The organism is Paenibacillus sp. FSL K6-0276, from assembly GCF_037977235.1.
In the GTDB taxonomy this organism is placed as follows: domain Bacteria; phylum Bacillota; class Bacilli; order Paenibacillales; family Paenibacillaceae; genus Paenibacillus_AQ.
In genome coordinates, this window is sequence record NZ_CP150276.1 from 1,587,384 (window position 1) to 1,603,648 (window position 16,265).

A 16,265-nucleotide genomic window follows, 5' to 3' on the forward strand; every position below is an offset into this window, starting at 1 on the left:
AATTATCTTCGATGCTACCCTAACAGTCAAGTGTCAGAACATAATATAATGCCATAATGATTTCTTTTTTCGGCCAAGTCTTATCTGAAGTTCATCAAAAAGGTTTGACAATGAAATTCTAAGTGATTAAAGGAAGATTCGGGTTGGAGCATGGGGGAGAAGAATGGACCCAACGCGAAATCGCCAAAGAGCTCGGCATTTCCCGCTCTTATGTGTCCTGGATTGAGAAGCGGGCATTCATGAAGTTGTATCATGAGTTTTATAAGGCGAAGCGGTGAAGGATCCGGGGATGGGGGTGTCCCATAAGTGAAAAATCTACAAATGAGACAGCCTATCTCATTTCAAAATCGTAAAAAATCTTAAAAACCAGCAAGTCTCCGGATCATTGGAGACTTGCTGGTTTCTGTTTTCGGTCTGTTGCGGCTTGCTTCAACAGATTACAGGCAAGGGAAAGCCACCCGACTTCGAGGGTTACTTTTTGCATGACTCGAAGCAGGAAACGTCGGAATCCCCGGTTGTTCTTTAGTTGTCCAAACACACTTTCCGGTTCAGTCACCATAGTTCATCGACCTTCCTCTCCAGCTGTAGTAGTTGATTGTTCAATCGCGCGCGAAAATTGTACGAATTGGTAGGCATCGGGAGAAGAGGTTGGTGGGGTTAGGGGAGTAGTAGTAAATCTGTGATTGTTCATATAAGAAGAGGCATCGCGTAATAAAATTGAAATTAGGTAATGCCTCTTTAATTTTGCTGTTAATCGGTTGTATTTATTAATCACTCAACTTTCGCAGCTTAAATCTTTAAACAAACCCACTGTTCAGACATGGAATGTTGTTGTAGCATAGAGCTACGCACCTTTCTTGTTTGTTGGTTGATTCGACACTTCCATGATACCAAACAAGTAAGGTGTTTTCTGTCAATTCGAACAATTTTTTTAGGCTTATTCTCACTGGCTCAAGGGATTAGATTGATTTTCTAGCTGCGAAAGCTGAGTTAATAACATATGGGATTCCTACCTGCAAGGGTAACTCCCAAATTGATTCTGTGAATGAAAGATACATCAACATAACATCGAATGCCCATCCAAGCAATCGAGCTGTTAATCGAGCAGGGAGTGAATCTTGAGGCGGAGGACTAACTCGGAGATATGGCGCTAAAAAAAGCGGTCAAGTTCAAGCAAACTAAGCGATCGTCAAGCTAATCGAAGCGGGTGCCCTTCAGAAAACCGCGGAGGGGATGCGTTAGAAAGAGCTTGCCGCAGGACTGAAAGAGAGAGTTGAGTCGGGACCCGTCCCGGACAGGAGATAATTTAATTAACGGAGCAAGCAGAATACGATATTAGGAGGAGAGACCGTTGAATCAGGCTGTGGATGCTTTTCTGAATAAGGTATGGAAGGAAATCACTACGATTTACGCAAAAGAAAGCAAAAGGATCAATGAGTTTAAGGATCAAAGCAGGTTGCAAGCTGGAGTCAACAGATACCTTCGAGTGGCGTGGAGAAAAGGCAAGTTTACCTGGGCGGAAGGGAAAATACATATCGATGTCTACGAGCCGTTATCCTGGACAGACAGCTCGTATAAATTTGAAGCGGATACTTACGTCACGGAGTTGACCGATGAACTTCTGACTGAGGAGTTCTTTCCTGCCTTGTGCGGGTTTGTGGATGGCCTGTTCCGCTCGGAAGAACTGGGACCCCGTTTCTTTGATTACAAGTTTGAAGTTGTATTTGAGTTTGAGTGGGAGAAGTCGAAATTAACCCTTAACCAACAGCTGTTTAATGAGCCCAAGTTGATCCAACTCCAAAAGACGCTGGATCATTTTATTCAGACGAAGATTCTTCCTGATCTGCCCGTGTTGCCGGGAGAGAATGACATGTTCTTTTTCGCCCGCCATTTGGTCAATCCTGATCTGATGAAACAGGAAGCAGAAGAGATTGATTCGTTGATCCGTCGCCTCTCCGACAAGCTAAATAAGAACCAAGAGCGCAAAAATAATTGGATCAGAGAGTATACTTCGGCCTTTAATAGTTGGGCACGAGATCACTTTTTGCCGCAGCATTTTACCCATTCCGGTAATTATGGAAACGAATGGATTTTGAAGGGAGAACCGATTCATCCTACCGTAGATGACGGAGAATTGGATTTCTTTCTTTATGCGGCCCTGCAGATCGGCTTCATCGATCCGGAAACTCGGCAGAAGTACCTGGAACTTGCGGTCAATTGGGTTCCAAGCAGGCAGCAGATTATTTGAGAATAGGTAGCGGATTATTTGCGAGTACCTATCTGGGAGAGCGGGTCGAGGCCCGAAACAATGACGTGGCGCAGACGATCGAAATCCAGATTCTCTCTGAAGAGGAGGCGGCTTACGGGGAAGCGCTCGATTATATCATCAATCTTTTGCGGCAGGGTTTTCCTAAAGAATACAACCTAAAGTTGAAGAGCAGCCAGAAGTACTTCCTTCCTGTGAAAAAACTGGCGAAGTCCAAGCTGCATCAGTTTTTTGCCAATGCGCTCAGCTACCCTACCCTTTTTCCAAAGCTAGCAGAATATGCGGATACAGCTATGGAAGAGTTCGCTTGGTACCGGGATGTGGAGCCGAGCGAGAAATCGGTCATGCCGGGAACTTATGCCGTAATGGGCCTCGGCTTGTACAGCGAAGCTTATTTTCCGCTGGTCTGCCGCTATATGGAACTGGTAGATACGGAGCATCAGTTGGTGCAGGACGGCTATGCGGAGGCGTTTATTGAGGCGCATGGCGTAAAGGCGGAGCATATGCCGGTGATCGTATCTATTTTGCTGGGAGGGAATGAGGAAGGCAGACTGGTCAAGAATCTAACCATCGACCGTCCTGAGCTTGCCGAGGCGCTTTTCGAGGCGCTGAAAGACAGAGAGAATTATGAACGAGAACTGGTAGTGTGCCGGATTTTCGGGAACGTGAAGAAACTGTCAGGAGCGGCCCGAAAAGCACAGCCACCGCTAAAAGAAGGATTGGAGCAGCTGTTGGCGCTTCAAATGTAACACTTTGGAAATGTTTCCGACGAGGAAACTAGTTGCGAGTCAGGAGAGGACGAAGTGAGGTTGAAGCTGGATGCAGCAGCCATGAACCGATAGAACAGTTGCCCTATACATCCGCTGGACCGGGGAGCCACAGAGTGTCTGGTCTCTATAAATTTAAAAAGAAGAAGAGCCCACGTCGAACGTGGGCTCTTGTCGTTGCTTGCATGATCCGGTCGGCCTTTTAGGTTTCTCTCAGCTGCTTAACCACTTCCACAGCGAACTGATCCGTAAACCGAAGGCGTCCATCTTCCTCTACGATACGTACTTCATGCATGCGGCGGTCCAGCCATTCGGTAATCCATCCTGGGGCATAGCCACCTTGACCGAATTCTCCGCCGAAGGCGATCATTTTCTCATAGATAGCCAAGTATCGTTCGCGACTGGTATCCGGGTATGACTTTGTGTATAGCCAAAACTGCACATCATACATCAGATACGACAGTTCATCCGCATGAAAAGAAAAATGGCCTTTTTCTTCAACAATCTGTGTACAGATGCTGCGGATTTTTTGTTCAATATTTTCCACTTCCGTCACTTGACCACAAAGCTCCCCCAGCAAAGGAGAAAATTTACCGTGGGCTACTTTGTAAAGATCCGCTTCCTTGTCCTCCTCAGAGGTATCGAATTCTTCTTCGCTCACTAGGCCACTAATAAACGCTTCGAAATTTTCGGCCAGGAAAGTAATTTCATAATCGTCCTCCTGATCGATGTGAATCACTTCTGGTTCACCATCTCTTCCGCATGCCCGGTAATCTAACATCACGACGTCATGACCTGCTGAAGGACAATCGCAGATCACTACGCCAATGTCAGGATATCCCCATTCCTCAATCATAAACCGACTGCCGAGATCCCCGCAGAGCGAATAGCTTTTCTCACGGCCAATGCCGAGGATGCCCGTAATAGCAATATGATCCTCAGCCCAGGAAGTGGGTTCCTCTGTTAGAAAGCATGTGTTCTTCGGAATTCCGCCATTCTGCTGCTTCATTAGTAGTATATAAGAGGAGGGGAGCTTGTATCCCAGCTCTTCCTCGATCGAGGTGATCAGTTCATCCGTGGGTGGCTCGGATAGATAGGAATTCCTCGTGTACTCGCTGTCGTCCCAAAAATCAACAAGCAACATGTTCAAAAAAGGAACTTCCTCCGCTCCCGAACCACGAGACTCCATGGCTGCTTCCCTTCTGGTAGCCATCCGACGCTCTTGTCTTTGCTGTTTCTCCGCTTTTTGCAAGCTCCACTTTAACCATAATTCAGTACGCTGATCACCGGCTTCTAATTTGTCAGAGGTACTGAATGCCTTAGCCGCATCCTCATATCTTTTTAAATGATAAAGAGCAAAACCTACCCGATAATGCCATAGTGGATCATGTTGACCTGCTTCAGATATTTTTTCGAATTGGTTGAGTGCTTCTTCATAAAGCCCCAAGTTGTTATACGCTCTGGCCAGTCGGCTGACCACCTCATATTCCCGTTCCTCCTCAGGAATGGCTAACAGCGACTCCACGATACGCTGATGTTCGTCTTCTTCATGCCATTGGTTCAATTGTTCGATAAGCGTTTGGTCCATTGCAGCCTCCAAAACTATTATTTTTCTTAAAAAATTTAGCGGCGTTTGTCCTCAAAAATTCGTGCAGTGAGGGGGGGACTAAGGGTTACATCGACGCAAGCCAAGCAGCGCTGCCGCCTACGATCGTCAATATTGCTCCGGCTGAAATTCCCCATCTATGCTTTTTATCTAATCCAACTATCCCAATTAAACTAGGCAGCAGCCATTTAAAAGCAAGGAGAGAGAAGACACCTTGTACGGTTCCCCAAAGTACCAGATTCTTGGCCTGATCCGTGTAGGCACCGGTTGAAACTGGACGGGAGAAGGCCAATGTTCCTCCGGTTCGTGCGTTCCAAGATGTCATTATCAAATACATAATCAAAGTTAGCAAAGTCAAAAAAACCGTGAGTATAAACTTGATCAGGTCGGGTGATGACCATTTTTTCGAGGACTTGGATGTAGGTAATCCAATTAGGAAGAATACAAAGCCTACAAATACCGCACAACCTACAAAGGCACATAAAACGGCATTCACGATGGCTCCCGCCATCAAAAGAATAAAAATCATACGCTCCTCCAGTAGTTTGGGTAATAGGATTTCAACATCTCCCGATTAGAGCTCACTGCGGGTAACCAAATCGGTGCATCACCAGCAAATTCGAGCAGGTCTTGACCCCGGAGCTGCAGTATATAACGTTTGGTATCTTCTACCTTTACAAATTGTAACATCAATAAATGGGTGTGTACATGAATAAGAGAACGATCTCGGGGAATGAATCATACTGGATTAACACTAAAAAAAGGCTCCTTTCTGTGTGAAGGGGGTCCCGCTTTCCTTATGTTACAATTGAATTGACTTTGTGTATGGGAATTCAGAATTTCATTTAAAGAGCATACTCAAATAACAAGGAAGGTGAAGGCAATGTTAAGCGAGAACAATAAGAAAAAGCTTGAGCTCATTGTTCGGGAACATCAGTTCGAACACGCGATGGATTATTTGAAGGAGTCTGTACGCCAAGGCATTCGCTTGTCCAAGAAAGAGATGGAGAATTACAAGGATATATGCCCTTCCCGCATAGGGGGCGATCCGGATCTGCCGCCTAACGTGGAATGGCCGCTGGATGCTAACGGGACCCCTATGACGTTCCTGGCTCAGCTGTGTCTGCGTGAATTGGCGCCTCATGATGAGTCTTCCCTGCTTCCAGCGGGAGGCATGCTTTATCTTTTCGTTGGGGTGGATGAACCTTCTTATCATATTGAACACAAGGTGCTGTATCTACAAGAGGAGAAGCTGCAGGAAGCAAAGCGTCAACCTTCACCCGAAGTGACGGCGCTCGAGGAGAAGTTTGTCGGTTACCGGGTAACTGCCAGAGCCACGATGGAGCCACCCAATTACGGCTATGTGGAGTACGAGCAGATAGAGAATGATGAGCATGATTACGAGCAATATGAAGATTTATGCTTCGAGTTGACCGAAGGGAATTCGAGCGACCTTGCGGTTTTGTTCGGTTATCCGGCAACCCAGCATGGAGATTGCGAATACAAAGCGGCGCTTCGGCTGTTGACTGGCGAGGAATACAACTATTCCGTGAAGACGGCCATAGAGCGGATAACGGCGTATTTGAACGGCGATTCTGACAAGGCAGAGCAGGAAGTCCGCGATACGATTTTGCTGCTGGCGCTAGATTCGGATCAGGAGGTCGGGTTTTGCTGGTGGGATGCCGGAGAACTGCAATTTTATATTCGGAAGGAAGATCTGCTGGCGGGAAACTTTGCACATACCTATTGTTCCCTGTATTCTAGTTAGACGTCAAAAATGACTTTCATACATCCATGAATATCGCAATGATGGGATATCCTGCATGCCATTGTTGAACTAAGCTACCCCCGATTCACCCAAGAGGGTCCGGTGTTCTTTGTCGAGCTGTTGAAGGTTTATGAATCCGGCCATCTTCCGTGTGGTTGGGAAGGGCAGTGGCCTGACGGTCGGCTAATCGTGTATTAACACCAAATCGGATGGTCATGCTGCGCACCGTGCCTTCCTTATCCGTAAAGCAGATCTTCCGCCGATATCGTTCCCTGGCATAGCTCCATGAACGTTTCCGCAATTTGTAAGGCGTCCTCGTAACCTAAGTTTCCCGAGTGGGACACGACAATGGGATATTCGTAGTCTTCTCGGTCCCTGCGCATGTCCCAAGCATAATGATGCCCGCAGCCATTCATGGCAAAGGGTACCGCACCCGGCATGTATTCGGGGAATTCATAGGCCAGCAGCATGGCTCTTAACTCATCAGCGCCGAAAAACTGAAAATACCGCTCCCCGTTCCCAAATTCGCCGCCATTGGAATAACGAAGAAAATCGAGATATGCGGTGGGTAGGCGCTTGTTCGGAATGGACCATTTCGCCGGATCAAACGGCTGGTATAACCCATACAGAGGATTCGATTCCGGGAAGGGATTGCGCTGCCTCCCCGAAATCTCCGCGATTTCCTGCGCGGATAGAGGTTTGTTCCAATGGTTCACAACGTGTTCCAATTCTTGTTGCGTTAATCCGGGATGCTTCCTAAAACACACTTCGAATACCGATTCCCAATTCATCCCGTCATTCCTCCTTTTGTCATCTACTGAATGATTATGTATTAGTATAAGATTAATGTAATTTGTGCTTTTTGTGCAAATATATCTAGTTCTGATTTAGGAAGGCTTCAACATAAAGGGGGAGTACAATTTGAGTAAGACCGATATCTGTGATATATGGTTCGATTATGCCGAGGCCTTTGTGCAGAAAAAGAATGCTTCGGACTGGAACACCTTGACCCCGCAAGAACAAGAGATTGCCGCCTTATGGCTGTTGGAAGCCGATGTGTATAACGGCGGGTTTGTGCAGTTTTTTTGCAATTGGGGAGATGAGGCATATATCTGCGCGGTACGAGCATTACAAGCCATCGGGGCGGCCCATGCGCTCGAAATCGTCCAGTCCGGATATGCCTGCATCGAGCATTTATCGGAAGACAACCGCCTCACTCAGCTCTGGGATATTCCAAAGTTTCTTACCGAGGAAGAGGTAGAACGGCTGGATAAGCTTGATAAGAGATTCTGGGAAGACCAGGATCGCATTGCGGAAATTGCACATCGATATTACGTGCAGTAGCTGGGAATACCTGCTTCATCATAAGATGACATGGTGGACAATATCAAGAAGTCTGCCGATGCTCTGCTGGAGAGGTATGAAGACGCCGCAAGCGTAGCTTTCCAAATAAGTCTGGTCGAGGGAGCCTTATGGCGTGTCACTTTTGAAAAAACCAGGGCTTATCCACGGAATTCAGACTTCTACAGCGCAGTCGCTTGGGCTAAACGGAGAAACGAAATCCGTCATGTAGACAGTACAAAAAAATAAAATAAGTTAAACGGCCTTCGTCCTGAATTCCATGGGATTGAAGGCCTTTTAGCTTTGTCTTTTGTTATAAGCAATGAAATTTGGGCGGTTAAGCGTTGTGGAGGATTTTTCGCAGACATGTAGGGCTAAGGGCGAAGCCCATACCTAGACATGTTTCCTCTCATATATTAATTCAGATCTAATAACAAGGATGTGATCGCGATATGATTCTGAAGGGTATATTAGACGTTAATGTAATCCGCAGAGTAACCAATAACGTAAGTCTGCTAGTCAATTGTGGCGGCGCTCCACTCACTCCATTAAGATTTATTACTTCTGGACCCGTAACATTGAGGAGGAGAAATATGACCACCAGAGTTAATCTAACGCAGGAAGAGGGTGGGGAATGTATCGAACACTCTATAGATGTGGGACGCAATGTTGCACAGAAGCTTAACCTAAGGAACGAACGGCGCTACCGTGTGGAGTTTGATACGGCAACCAAAGTGATGCGCTTTTTCCGAAAGCCGGTTACAAGAGCGAGACTTTTCCTGGGGGTTGGCACACAAGTGGTTGAGGATCGAGAAGCACCTGAGCCTACCGTCATTACCATTCGAGATGACCAGATCTATGTGTCCGCCATTGGTCGTGTTACTCTCGGGATCATTGGTGAGCGGCTTCTGTTGAAGCACGGCTCAAAGAATAAATCCCTCCTAATCTTACGCGGAAAAGACATATTCATCGATCCGTTCATCCAAGTTACCCCGAAGACTGCAGAACAGTTGGGGTTAACAGAGGGTAATACCTCCATGGAATTCAATCAGATCACATCCGTGCTCCGGATCAATCCCGGGAAGTAAGGGAGGTCCACGCTCACTACGAAGGCTGGCTTTGTTGCCAGGATCGTCGCTAAGTCAAAAGGCGTTGTTGTTAACGATATACAGATGTGCGCGTAGGGTTAAGGGGGAGACCTGATCTTGGGCTAGATAACGCCACCTCCCCCAACAACCTCAGCATCTGACATGAGTGATTTTTCTGTATAATGATGTATATTTTAGTTCTTAAATATATAATGTAAGGTAAGTTGATCACATGCGATGCATTCCATCTGACCCTAACAACGGTTTACCATTTCATGAAAGAGTACGGGAAGGAAAGCAAAATGAAAAACATATTATTGAAGTATTTAGCCAGATTTACAACACTTAACGAAGAAGAACAACAGGCAATCGTTGAAGAAATACTGGTTCAAGAATATAAAAAAGGAACAGTTCTCCTTAGACAAGGAGATGTTCCTACGAAATGTTATTTCGTGTTAAAGGGATGCGTAAGGCAGTATTCGATTAATGAAGCGGGAAAAGAGGTCACATCCAATTTCTACACAGAGGAGCAAGCCATCTCGATCTTTAATTCTCATAAACAAGATAAGTCATCCGAGTACACCTTTACGTGTCTTGAAGACTCAGTATTGGTCGTTGGCGATCTAGCGATCGAAGAGGACATGTATAACAAATACGGTCAATTGGAGTCCATGACACGCAAGATGATCGAGGAAAAGTTCGGTCAAGTACAAGATGAATATGCTGCATTTATCGCTTCTACACCTGAAGAACGCTTCAAGTCTCTATTAACGAACCGACCCCATTTAATCGATCGCGTGCCTCAACATCAATTGGCAAGTTATCTCGGCATTACCCCTGAGTCATTAAGCAGAATCAAGAAGCGAGTCCATACAGACAATCATGAGGCAGATGTTTAGGCCGTTATAGGGGCCTTCCCGCCTTTAAACAGCAGCCATAACCCAAAGCCCAATTCTCCTACAATCATTGGCACAGTAAATATAAATTTAAGTACGGTAATGACCCCATCGAATTGTGGGAGAAACGCGTTACATAGGTGTATGAGCATATAGCCTACACCAGCAATCACCAATAAGATACTAATGATTTTGGGTATGCCGTTTGATTTGACAGCCACATAGCCCACAATGAGTAAGTGCCCGCCAAAAACAATTAAACCAATCGACCACACGGATTCAAAAGCATCTAAATACAGCATGACTTGTGCTTGAAGCTGATCGGATATCGATAAAGGGTCAGCACTGTTCGCGAGCAGCCACACAAATAGTAAATTCAATATGGCTATTCCTAATATAGCCGCATAGGTAAGACGGAACCACGCACCGAGCAACGAAAGGCCGTTATTCATTGGCTTCAGGAACATATAGAATGCCCACGCGACCACGATGTCACTAACCAGGATGATGACCCAGCCCAAGATTTCAGCTTTGAAAAGCGTGCTTGATGACATGAGATTATGAAATGTGGCGCTGGCATCTCCTTGCACCACAAGGCTTGCATGGACATAGCCATACGAAAAAAATGAAGCAAGTGTCATGATGATAAGCGATATGCCCGCAATCAGAGCAGGTGTTCGCTGATCCGTTCGTTGTATTCCTGTGGTAACCATCCAATAACCCCCTAGGTTCTGTGTTAATCTCATTGTAATCGGAGGGTTATCACGGTTCATTGACTTAAATCAAGGGAATTTGTATTTGGAGGTACGATGGCTGTTGAGTCGAACAGATGGATATGGAGTTCGTAATCCCTAGGAAGCTTTTTCACATGGCGGAATGGTCCATCATGGCTACTGGCCTATTCTTGTAGCGCCACGTTTCTGTTTAAGTACATTCCTTGTGCAGTTCGCCGAGTTTTTTTCTGAAAATGGTGGTTGTTGTATTCGATATAGAGTGTACAGCAGTACGGGAGAGAACAATTACATATCCAGCTTTTTATGATCGCGTTGTTCAAGGTTGCGGGCCGTCGCCTGTGAATATAGACAACAAAAACGGAACTAACACTATTTCATTTTTAAGGAGTTGAGTCTTATATGAATTATGACAGTGATTCACACGCAACTATAATAAGTTCCGTATACAAAGGACTGGCGTCTATTGTTCTGGAGAATGATAGATTACGAGTAGAGGTGGTACCTTCGCTTGGTGCTAAACTAGTCTCTCTGTTCTATAAACCGAGCGGTAAAGAATGGCTCCTAAGTTCAACAGATACGACCCTAGAGGCTACCGAATATGGCTCCGATTTCACGAAAGCGGCGTTGTGCGGCTGGGATGAATGTTTTCCCACTATTAACCCAAGCGGTACGGCATACCAGGCGGATGTCCACCTTCCCGATCATGGAGAGGTATGGGCATTGCCTTGGCAGTCTGAGACGGATGTTCACGGATTATCCTGCAGCGTGAAGGGAGTACAGCTTCCTTATCTGCTGACCAGAAGACTTGAACTAGGACCGGGCTCGGAGTTGAATCTGCATTATAATGTGCTGAACACGGGAGTCTCCGCATTCTCCTTCTTATGGGCAATGCATCCTTTATTCGCTGTTACTGAGGAAACGGCGATATTGCTGCCATCCAAGATGGAGAAAATGGTATGTGTATATGGCGGTCAGTCCTTAGAAGAAGGAGTGGAGTACCAAAGTTCATTATTCAACAAGCTGTCTCCCCTGGAGAAAGGGGATGGATTGAAATTCTATTACTCAGAACCGGTCGGGGGGAATTGGTCGGGCTTGTACGGCGAAGAAACGGGGAATTATATCACAGTCTCAGCATCAGGGACCGAGGTTCCCCAATTTGGAGTATGGATAGACAGTGGCTTGTTAGGCAATCACGTTGCCGTAGCGTTAGAGCCGGGAATTGGATATTATGATAGCTTGGCCAGAGCTGAAAGCAATGGCAGTGCCCTGAAGCTGGAACCTGGAGAAGCGTTTAGCTGGAGCATCTGCCTTTCATTGGGCCAGGGAATTTCCCGCTGTCAAACACAGACTATTAGTTCGTGAGAAGTTTAGCCTTTCGGGATTTTTCGGTAACTTGAGGGGGAGAATCCCGAAATCTTCTTAAAAAGCCGGGAGAAATAATAGGGATCACTAATGCCCACTGCAGAACTGACTTCTTTAATGCTGAGTTCGGTAAGATCAAGAAGATGACCTGCCCGCTGAATTTTGAGCCGCAAGAAATACTCGATTGGGGAGACTCCTGTTTCGGAATTGAATAAATAGATTAGATGCTGTTTCGATACCCCAACATGCTTAGCGAGTTCAGTAAGAGAAATGGAGCCGCTCATATGTCCATTCATATATTGAATAGCCTGCTCTAAATACGTTTCACGTTTCTTTTCTTGTGACGATTTCCCCGCATTTAATCCAATTCCGGAGAGAAGTTGTCTTGCGGTCTGGGCAACATGTACATGGGTCGTCAGGGTATATGTCCGCTCGGCTAGCATTTCAAATGCAGGCACGAACCATTCAATTAAACGAGCCTTGCCGCTGGGTGATAAAGCGAGCGGTGCGTTAGACAGACCGAACAGCTTAACTAATCTATGAGCATGCCCGCCTTTGAAATGAAACCAATAGATGCTCCATGGTCTCTCCTCCATCGCTCCATATCGGTGTGCGGTTTCGGGAGGGATAATCATCATGTCTCCCTGCTGCAGTATCATTTTCTCTCCATGGTTCAGCTCGATCCAGCCTTCTCCAGCTTCGCAAAAGATGAAAATATGAGACGGACTGCCTTCTTGACGTTCCCTGAAATGATATTGAGCGTTAGGGAAATAGCCAATATCCGTAATAAATAATGATGAAGTCAGTTCCTCCTGCTCTAGTTCTCTCATCCAATATTCTGGAAGCACATATAACTTCTCTTCTACAAACCCTTCAGGCTTACGAATATTTTCATGACTCATTCCAGTTCCCCCGTAATTATTAATCAGAATAAGAATATAATCCATCACTTCCCGCATTTCGTCAATTGGAACCTCCCTTGCCAGAGGATAAAGTATAACTATCAAGACAAGGGAGGCATTTCAAACATGAAGCATGAAGCTATAGAGCATAAGCCGGAGGTCAATCCAACTGGATCTGGTCAAGTACAGGTATGGGAAACGAATGTGTTGATTCCTACATATGAGGCGGGTGAAGCTGACCCCAATCCTATGTTTTTAGAGAAAAGAGTGTATCAGGGAAGCACGGGACGCGTGTATCCACATCCGGTGATAGAGAGCATCTCGGATATGAAGAATGATAAAAATTACAAATTGGTCATTCTGGAAAACGAATATATCCGTATTGAGATCATGCCGGAAATTGGGGGGAGAATCTATCGCGCGCTCGACAAGACAAACAATTACGATTTCGTCTACTATAACCGCGTGATTAAGCCTGCACTGGTCGGCCTTGCAGGACCTTGGATATCCGGAGGAATTGAATTTAACTGGCCGCAGCATCACCGGCCGAATACGTTCGGTCCAGTCGAATACAGATACGAAGAAACAGAAAATGGAAGCGCTACAGTCTGGGTGAGCGAGATTGACCGGATGTACGGCACGAAAGTAACTGCTGCATTCAAGCTCTATCCTGGCAAGGCGTATCTGGAAATAAACGCTCAGTTATACAATCGGACACCTGAGCCGCAGACTTTTCTGTGGTGGGCTAATCCGGCCGTAGCGGTTAATGACCATACTCAATCCGTGTTTCCGCCAGACGTGACGGCCGTATTTGATCATGGCAAAAGAGACGTCTCACGTTTTCCGATAGCTAACGGAATCTATTATAAACAGGATTATTCTGAAGGTGTGGATATTTCCCGGTATAAGAACATTCCTGTTCCGACTTCGTACATGGCCTATAAATCGGATTACAATTTTGTTGGCGGATATGATCATGGGGTGGAGGCCGGACTGCTGCATGTGGCGAATCATCATATCTCTCCCGGTAAAAAACAATGGACCTGGGGAAACGGGGAGTTTGGCCAGGCGTGGGACCGTCAATTGACGGATGAAGATGGCCCATACATTGAATTGATGACGGGAGTGTACACCGACAATCAGCCCGACTTCACATGGCTGCAGCCTTACGAGGAAAAGACCTTCAGTCAATACTTCATGCCTTACAAAAACATCGGTGTCGTAAAAAATGCTTCCATTGAGGCAGCCGTCAATCTGGAGGTTGATGCTGAGGCGGGGCAGGCGGTGATTAAGGTGTATACGACTTCGATACTTGAACATGCGGTCGTGGAACTGAGTGGAGCGACAAGCTGTTATATGAAGAAAACTGTAACCTTGTCCCCAGTGGATTCCTTCCAGTCTACTGTAACGCTGAACAGCGGAGAGCAGGAGTATGATTTGAAACTGTCTGTTCGAAATGCTGAAGGCAGGCTGTTGATCTCCTATCAACCGAAACAGCCGGATATTGAGCGGGTTCCTGATGCCGCCAAACCACTGGCAGAGCCGGAAGAGCTGCGTTCGACGGAGGAACTATATCTAGCTGGCCTGCATCTTGAGCAATATCGGCATGCTACGTTTGAGCCCGAAGCCTACTATTTGGAAGGATTGAAGCGGGACAGTGGCGATATTCGGCTTAATGTGGCTTATGGAACCTTGCTGCTTCGCCGTGGATTATATAAAGATAGCGAGAACTATTTCCGCAAAGCGATCGAGCGTTTGACCTGGCGGAATCCCAATCCTTATGACAGTGAGGCCTATTACCAGCTGGGAGTATCGCTGCGTGGACAAAGCCGCTTAGAGGAAGCTTTTGCTGCTTTTCACAAATCAGTATGGTCTGCTGCTTGGCAAGATGCAGGGTACTTCTCTCTTGCACAAATTGCCAGTCTGAAAGGCCAATACGCCGAGGCGCTTGAGCAGGTTGAGCGCTCCCTCATCCGCAATTCACGCAATTACAAAGCACGTAATCTCAAAACTGCACTGCTGCGTAAGCTTGGGTTTGCCGGCAAAGCCAAGACCTTTGCACTTGAAACTCTTGAAATGGATATCGCTGATTTCGGAGCCTATAATGAACTGGCGCTGGCCCATGCAGCCTTGGAAGAAAACGCTGTAGCGGATGAAGTATTGTCTGATTTGCATCAACTGATGAGAAATGATGCTCACAACTATCTCAATTTAATTGAGGATTATATGAACTGCGGTCTCTTTGAAGAAGCCATTGCCGTAGGGGAAAGAGTAGTAAACCAGAAGGATTCTGTCTATCCGATGCTGCATTATGCACTGGGAGAATTATATAAACGTACAGGACAATTTAAGCTAGCTCAGGAAGCGTGTCATAGGGGACAATTGGCTGATCCAACCTATTGTTTCCCGAATACCCTGTTTGAACTTGAGCTGCTAGAAAGAGCAGTTCAATCTAATTCGGAAGACGACAAAGCTCATTACTATCTAGGGAATTTCTATTATGATAAGAAACGGCCGATTGATGCGATTGCGAGTTGGGAGCGGTCTCGTGAGCTGCGGGATGACTATCCGACGGTACACCGCAATTTGGGGCTGGCCTATTATAACAAGCAGAATAATCCGCAAGCGGCACTAGCCTCGCTGGAGCAGGCATTTGCCTGTGCACCGGAAGATGTACGTATTTTATTTGAACTGGATCAACTGCGCAAGAAGCTCGCTTGGTCAACGGAGGAACGCCTTCATATCCTTGAGCAAAGACGAGGACTGGTTGAGAAGAGAGACGATCTTTATGTTGAATATGTAACCTTGCTGAACAATCTTGAACGCTATCAAGAGGCTATTACTGCCCTGTCTCTGCGTAATTTCCATCCTTGGGAAGGTGGAGAGGGTAAGGTAACAGGACAATATAAGTTTGCTCATACCGAGCTTGGCAAGAAAGCACTGCAAGATGGTCAATATGAAGTAGCTGCTGAGCATTTACAACAAGCGCTGGTCTATCCGCTAAATCTGGGTGAAGGAAAGCTGGAAGGAGCTCAGGAGAATAATATCTATTATTATCTCGGTATGGCATACGAAGGTCTTCAGCGGGAACAAGAAGCCATTTCCAGTTACACTATTGCTTCTCAGGGGCTGGCTGAACCTACAAGTGCGATGTACTACAATGATCAACCGCCAGAAATGATCTTCTACCAAGGGCTGTCCTGGTTGAAACTCCATAACCAGAAGGAGGCCAAGCGCCGCTTCAATAAACTGATTGATTATGCGGAAAAACATATTTTTGACGATATCAAAATTGATTACTTTGCCGTATCTCTGCCGGACTTCCTTGTGTTTGAGGATGATCTGAACCGGCGAAATGTAATCCATTGCCGGTATATGAGAGGTCTTGGACTTCTGGGTCTCGGCCGTGACGATGAAGCGAGAACTGAACTTGAATTAGCTCTGGAAATGGAACCTAATCATCAAGGGGCTATGGTTCATAGACGATTAAGCGGTAGTACGATGAATTAGGAAGACCAAGAGGAGTGGCAAGCCA

At 46.2% G+C, this 16,265-nt stretch carries 13 protein-coding genes and 2 pseudogenes; 9 read left to right on the forward strand and 6 right to left on the reverse strand.

Features of this window, described 5'->3' with window-relative positions; genetic code table 11:
- Positions 1-122: 122 nt before the first annotated feature.
- Positions 123-278: pseudogene (locus MHH52_RS07210) on the forward strand (sigma factor-like helix-turn-helix DNA-binding protein); the annotation flags it as partial.
- A 104-nt stretch (positions 279-382) separates the two neighbouring features.
- Here the strand turns inward: MHH52_RS07210 and MHH52_RS07215 are convergent.
- Positions 383-559 carry a transposase gene (locus MHH52_RS07215; RefSeq protein ID WP_340007577.1) on the reverse strand — a complete coding sequence of 59 codons (177 nt, stop codon included), beginning with the start codon at positions 557-559 and terminating at the stop codon, positions 383-385.
- 804 nt (positions 560-1,363) lie between these two features.
- Here MHH52_RS07215 and MHH52_RS07220 point away from each other — a divergent pair.
- Positions 1,364-3,015: pseudogene (locus MHH52_RS07220) on the forward strand (DUF6138 family protein).
- 220 nt (positions 3,016-3,235) lie between these two features.
- Here the strand turns inward: MHH52_RS07220 and MHH52_RS07225 are convergent.
- Together MHH52_RS07225 and MHH52_RS07230 are read right to left on the reverse strand one after the other, a co-directional pair.
- Complete coding sequence (locus MHH52_RS07225; protein ID WP_340007579.1) at positions 3,236-4,621, reverse strand: SMI1/KNR4 family protein; 1,386 nt, start codon at positions 4,619-4,621, stop codon at positions 3,236-3,238.
- 85 nt (positions 4,622-4,706) lie between these two features.
- Positions 4,707-5,168: a hypothetical protein gene (locus tag MHH52_RS07230; RefSeq protein WP_340007580.1), complete on the reverse strand. Its 462-nt coding sequence runs from the start codon at positions 5,166-5,168 to the stop codon at positions 4,707-4,709.
- Positions 5,169-5,522: 354 nt separating this feature from the next.
- Between MHH52_RS07230 and MHH52_RS07235 the strand changes: the two genes are divergently transcribed.
- Positions 5,523-6,407, forward strand: a complete 885-nt coding sequence (locus MHH52_RS07235; RefSeq protein WP_340007582.1) for a YwqG family protein — start codon at positions 5,523-5,525, stop codon at positions 6,405-6,407.
- A gap of 236 nt (positions 6,408-6,643) precedes the next feature.
- Here MHH52_RS07235 and MHH52_RS07240 read toward each other — a convergent pair whose 3' ends face one another.
- Entirely contained in the window at positions 6,644-7,198 is a 555-nt protein-coding gene (locus MHH52_RS07240) for an SMI1/KNR4 family protein (RefSeq protein WP_340007584.1), read from the reverse strand.
- 130 nt (positions 7,199-7,328) lie between these two features.
- Between MHH52_RS07240 and MHH52_RS07245 the strand changes: the two genes are divergently transcribed.
- From MHH52_RS07245 to MHH52_RS07260, 4 genes are all read left to right on the forward strand, one after another.
- Positions 7,329-7,751 (forward strand): DUF4375 domain-containing protein, encoded by a 423-nt coding sequence (locus MHH52_RS07245; protein ID WP_340007586.1) that lies wholly within the window; start codon positions 7,329-7,331, stop codon positions 7,749-7,751.
- Positions 7,752-7,781: 30 nt separating this feature from the next.
- A complete protein-coding gene (locus MHH52_RS07250; protein WP_340007588.1) occupies positions 7,782-7,997 on the forward strand; it encodes a hypothetical protein in 216 nt (71 codons plus the stop codon).
- 344 nt (positions 7,998-8,341) lie between these two features.
- Positions 8,342-8,836 carry a hypothetical protein gene (locus MHH52_RS07255; RefSeq protein ID WP_340007590.1) on the forward strand — a complete coding sequence of 165 codons (495 nt, stop codon included), beginning with the start codon at positions 8,342-8,344 and terminating at the stop codon, positions 8,834-8,836.
- Positions 8,837-9,138: 302 nt separating this feature from the next.
- Complete coding sequence (locus tag MHH52_RS07260; RefSeq protein WP_340007592.1) at positions 9,139-9,735, forward strand: Crp/Fnr family transcriptional regulator; 597 nt, start codon at positions 9,139-9,141, stop codon at positions 9,733-9,735.
- Here the strand turns inward: MHH52_RS07260 and MHH52_RS07265 are convergent.
- Positions 9,732-10,445: a DUF4386 domain-containing protein gene (locus MHH52_RS07265; RefSeq protein ID WP_340007594.1), complete on the reverse strand. Its 714-nt coding sequence runs from the start codon at positions 10,443-10,445 to the stop codon at positions 9,732-9,734. The genes MHH52_RS07260 and MHH52_RS07265 overlap by 4 nt on opposite strands.
- Positions 10,446-10,865: 420 nt before the next feature.
- On the opposite strand from MHH52_RS07265, the gene MHH52_RS07270 reads away from it, so the two are divergent.
- Complete coding sequence (locus MHH52_RS07270) at positions 10,866-11,828, forward strand: hypothetical protein (protein ID WP_340007596.1); 963 nt, start codon at positions 10,866-10,868, stop codon at positions 11,826-11,828.
- Positions 11,829-11,833: 5 nt separating this feature from the next.
- On the opposite strand, the gene MHH52_RS07275 is transcribed toward MHH52_RS07270, so the two are convergent.
- Positions 11,834-12,787: an AraC family transcriptional regulator gene (locus MHH52_RS07275; protein ID WP_313640164.1), complete on the reverse strand. Its 954-nt coding sequence runs from the start codon at positions 12,785-12,787 to the stop codon at positions 11,834-11,836.
- A 69-nt stretch (positions 12,788-12,856) separates the two neighbouring features.
- Here MHH52_RS07275 and MHH52_RS07280 point away from each other — a divergent pair, with 69 nt between their 5' ends.
- Positions 12,857-16,240 carry a DUF5107 domain-containing protein gene (locus tag MHH52_RS07280; protein WP_340007598.1) on the forward strand — a complete coding sequence of 1,128 codons (3,384 nt, stop codon included), beginning with the start codon at positions 12,857-12,859 and terminating at the stop codon, positions 16,238-16,240.
- Positions 16,241-16,265 lie beyond the last annotated feature (25 nt).

Bases quoted from the DNA above. Each gene is read 5' to 3' on its own strand.
- MHH52_RS07250 (WP_340007588.1), top strand. From the start codon at position 7,782: ATGGTGGACAATATCAAGAAGTCTGCCGATGCTCTGCTGGAGAGGTAT.
- MHH52_RS07235 (WP_340007582.1), top strand. From the start codon at position 5,523: ATGTTAAGCGAGAACAATAAGAAAAAGCTTGAGCTCATTGTTCGGGAA.
- MHH52_RS07280 (WP_340007598.1), top strand. From the start codon at position 12,857: ATGAAGCATGAAGCTATAGAGCATAAGCCGGAGGTCAATCCAACTGGA.
- MHH52_RS07215 (WP_340007577.1), bottom strand. From the start codon at position 559: ATGGTGACTGAACCGGAAAGTGTGTTTGGACAACTAAAGAACAACCGG.
- MHH52_RS07260 (WP_340007592.1), top strand. From the start codon at position 9,139: ATGAAAAACATATTATTGAAGTATTTAGCCAGATTTACAACACTTAAC.
- MHH52_RS07240 (WP_340007584.1), bottom strand. From the start codon at position 7,198: ATGAATTGGGAATCGGTATTCGAAGTGTGTTTTAGGAAGCATCCCGGA.
- MHH52_RS07225 (WP_340007579.1), bottom strand. From the start codon at position 4,621: ATGGACCAAACGCTTATCGAACAATTGAACCAATGGCATGAAGAAGAC.
- MHH52_RS07275 (WP_313640164.1), bottom strand. From the start codon at position 12,787: ATGCGGGAAGTGATGGATTATATTCTTATTCTGATTAATAATTACGGG.
- MHH52_RS07255 (WP_340007590.1), top strand. From the start codon at position 8,342: ATGACCACCAGAGTTAATCTAACGCAGGAAGAGGGTGGGGAATGTATC.
- MHH52_RS07230 (WP_340007580.1), bottom strand. From the start codon at position 5,168: ATGATTTTTATTCTTTTGATGGCGGGAGCCATCGTGAATGCCGTTTTA.
- MHH52_RS07265 (WP_340007594.1), bottom strand. From the start codon at position 10,445: ATGGTTACCACAGGAATACAACGAACGGATCAGCGAACACCTGCTCTG.
- MHH52_RS07270 (WP_340007596.1), top strand. From the start codon at position 10,866: ATGAATTATGACAGTGATTCACACGCAACTATAATAAGTTCCGTATAC.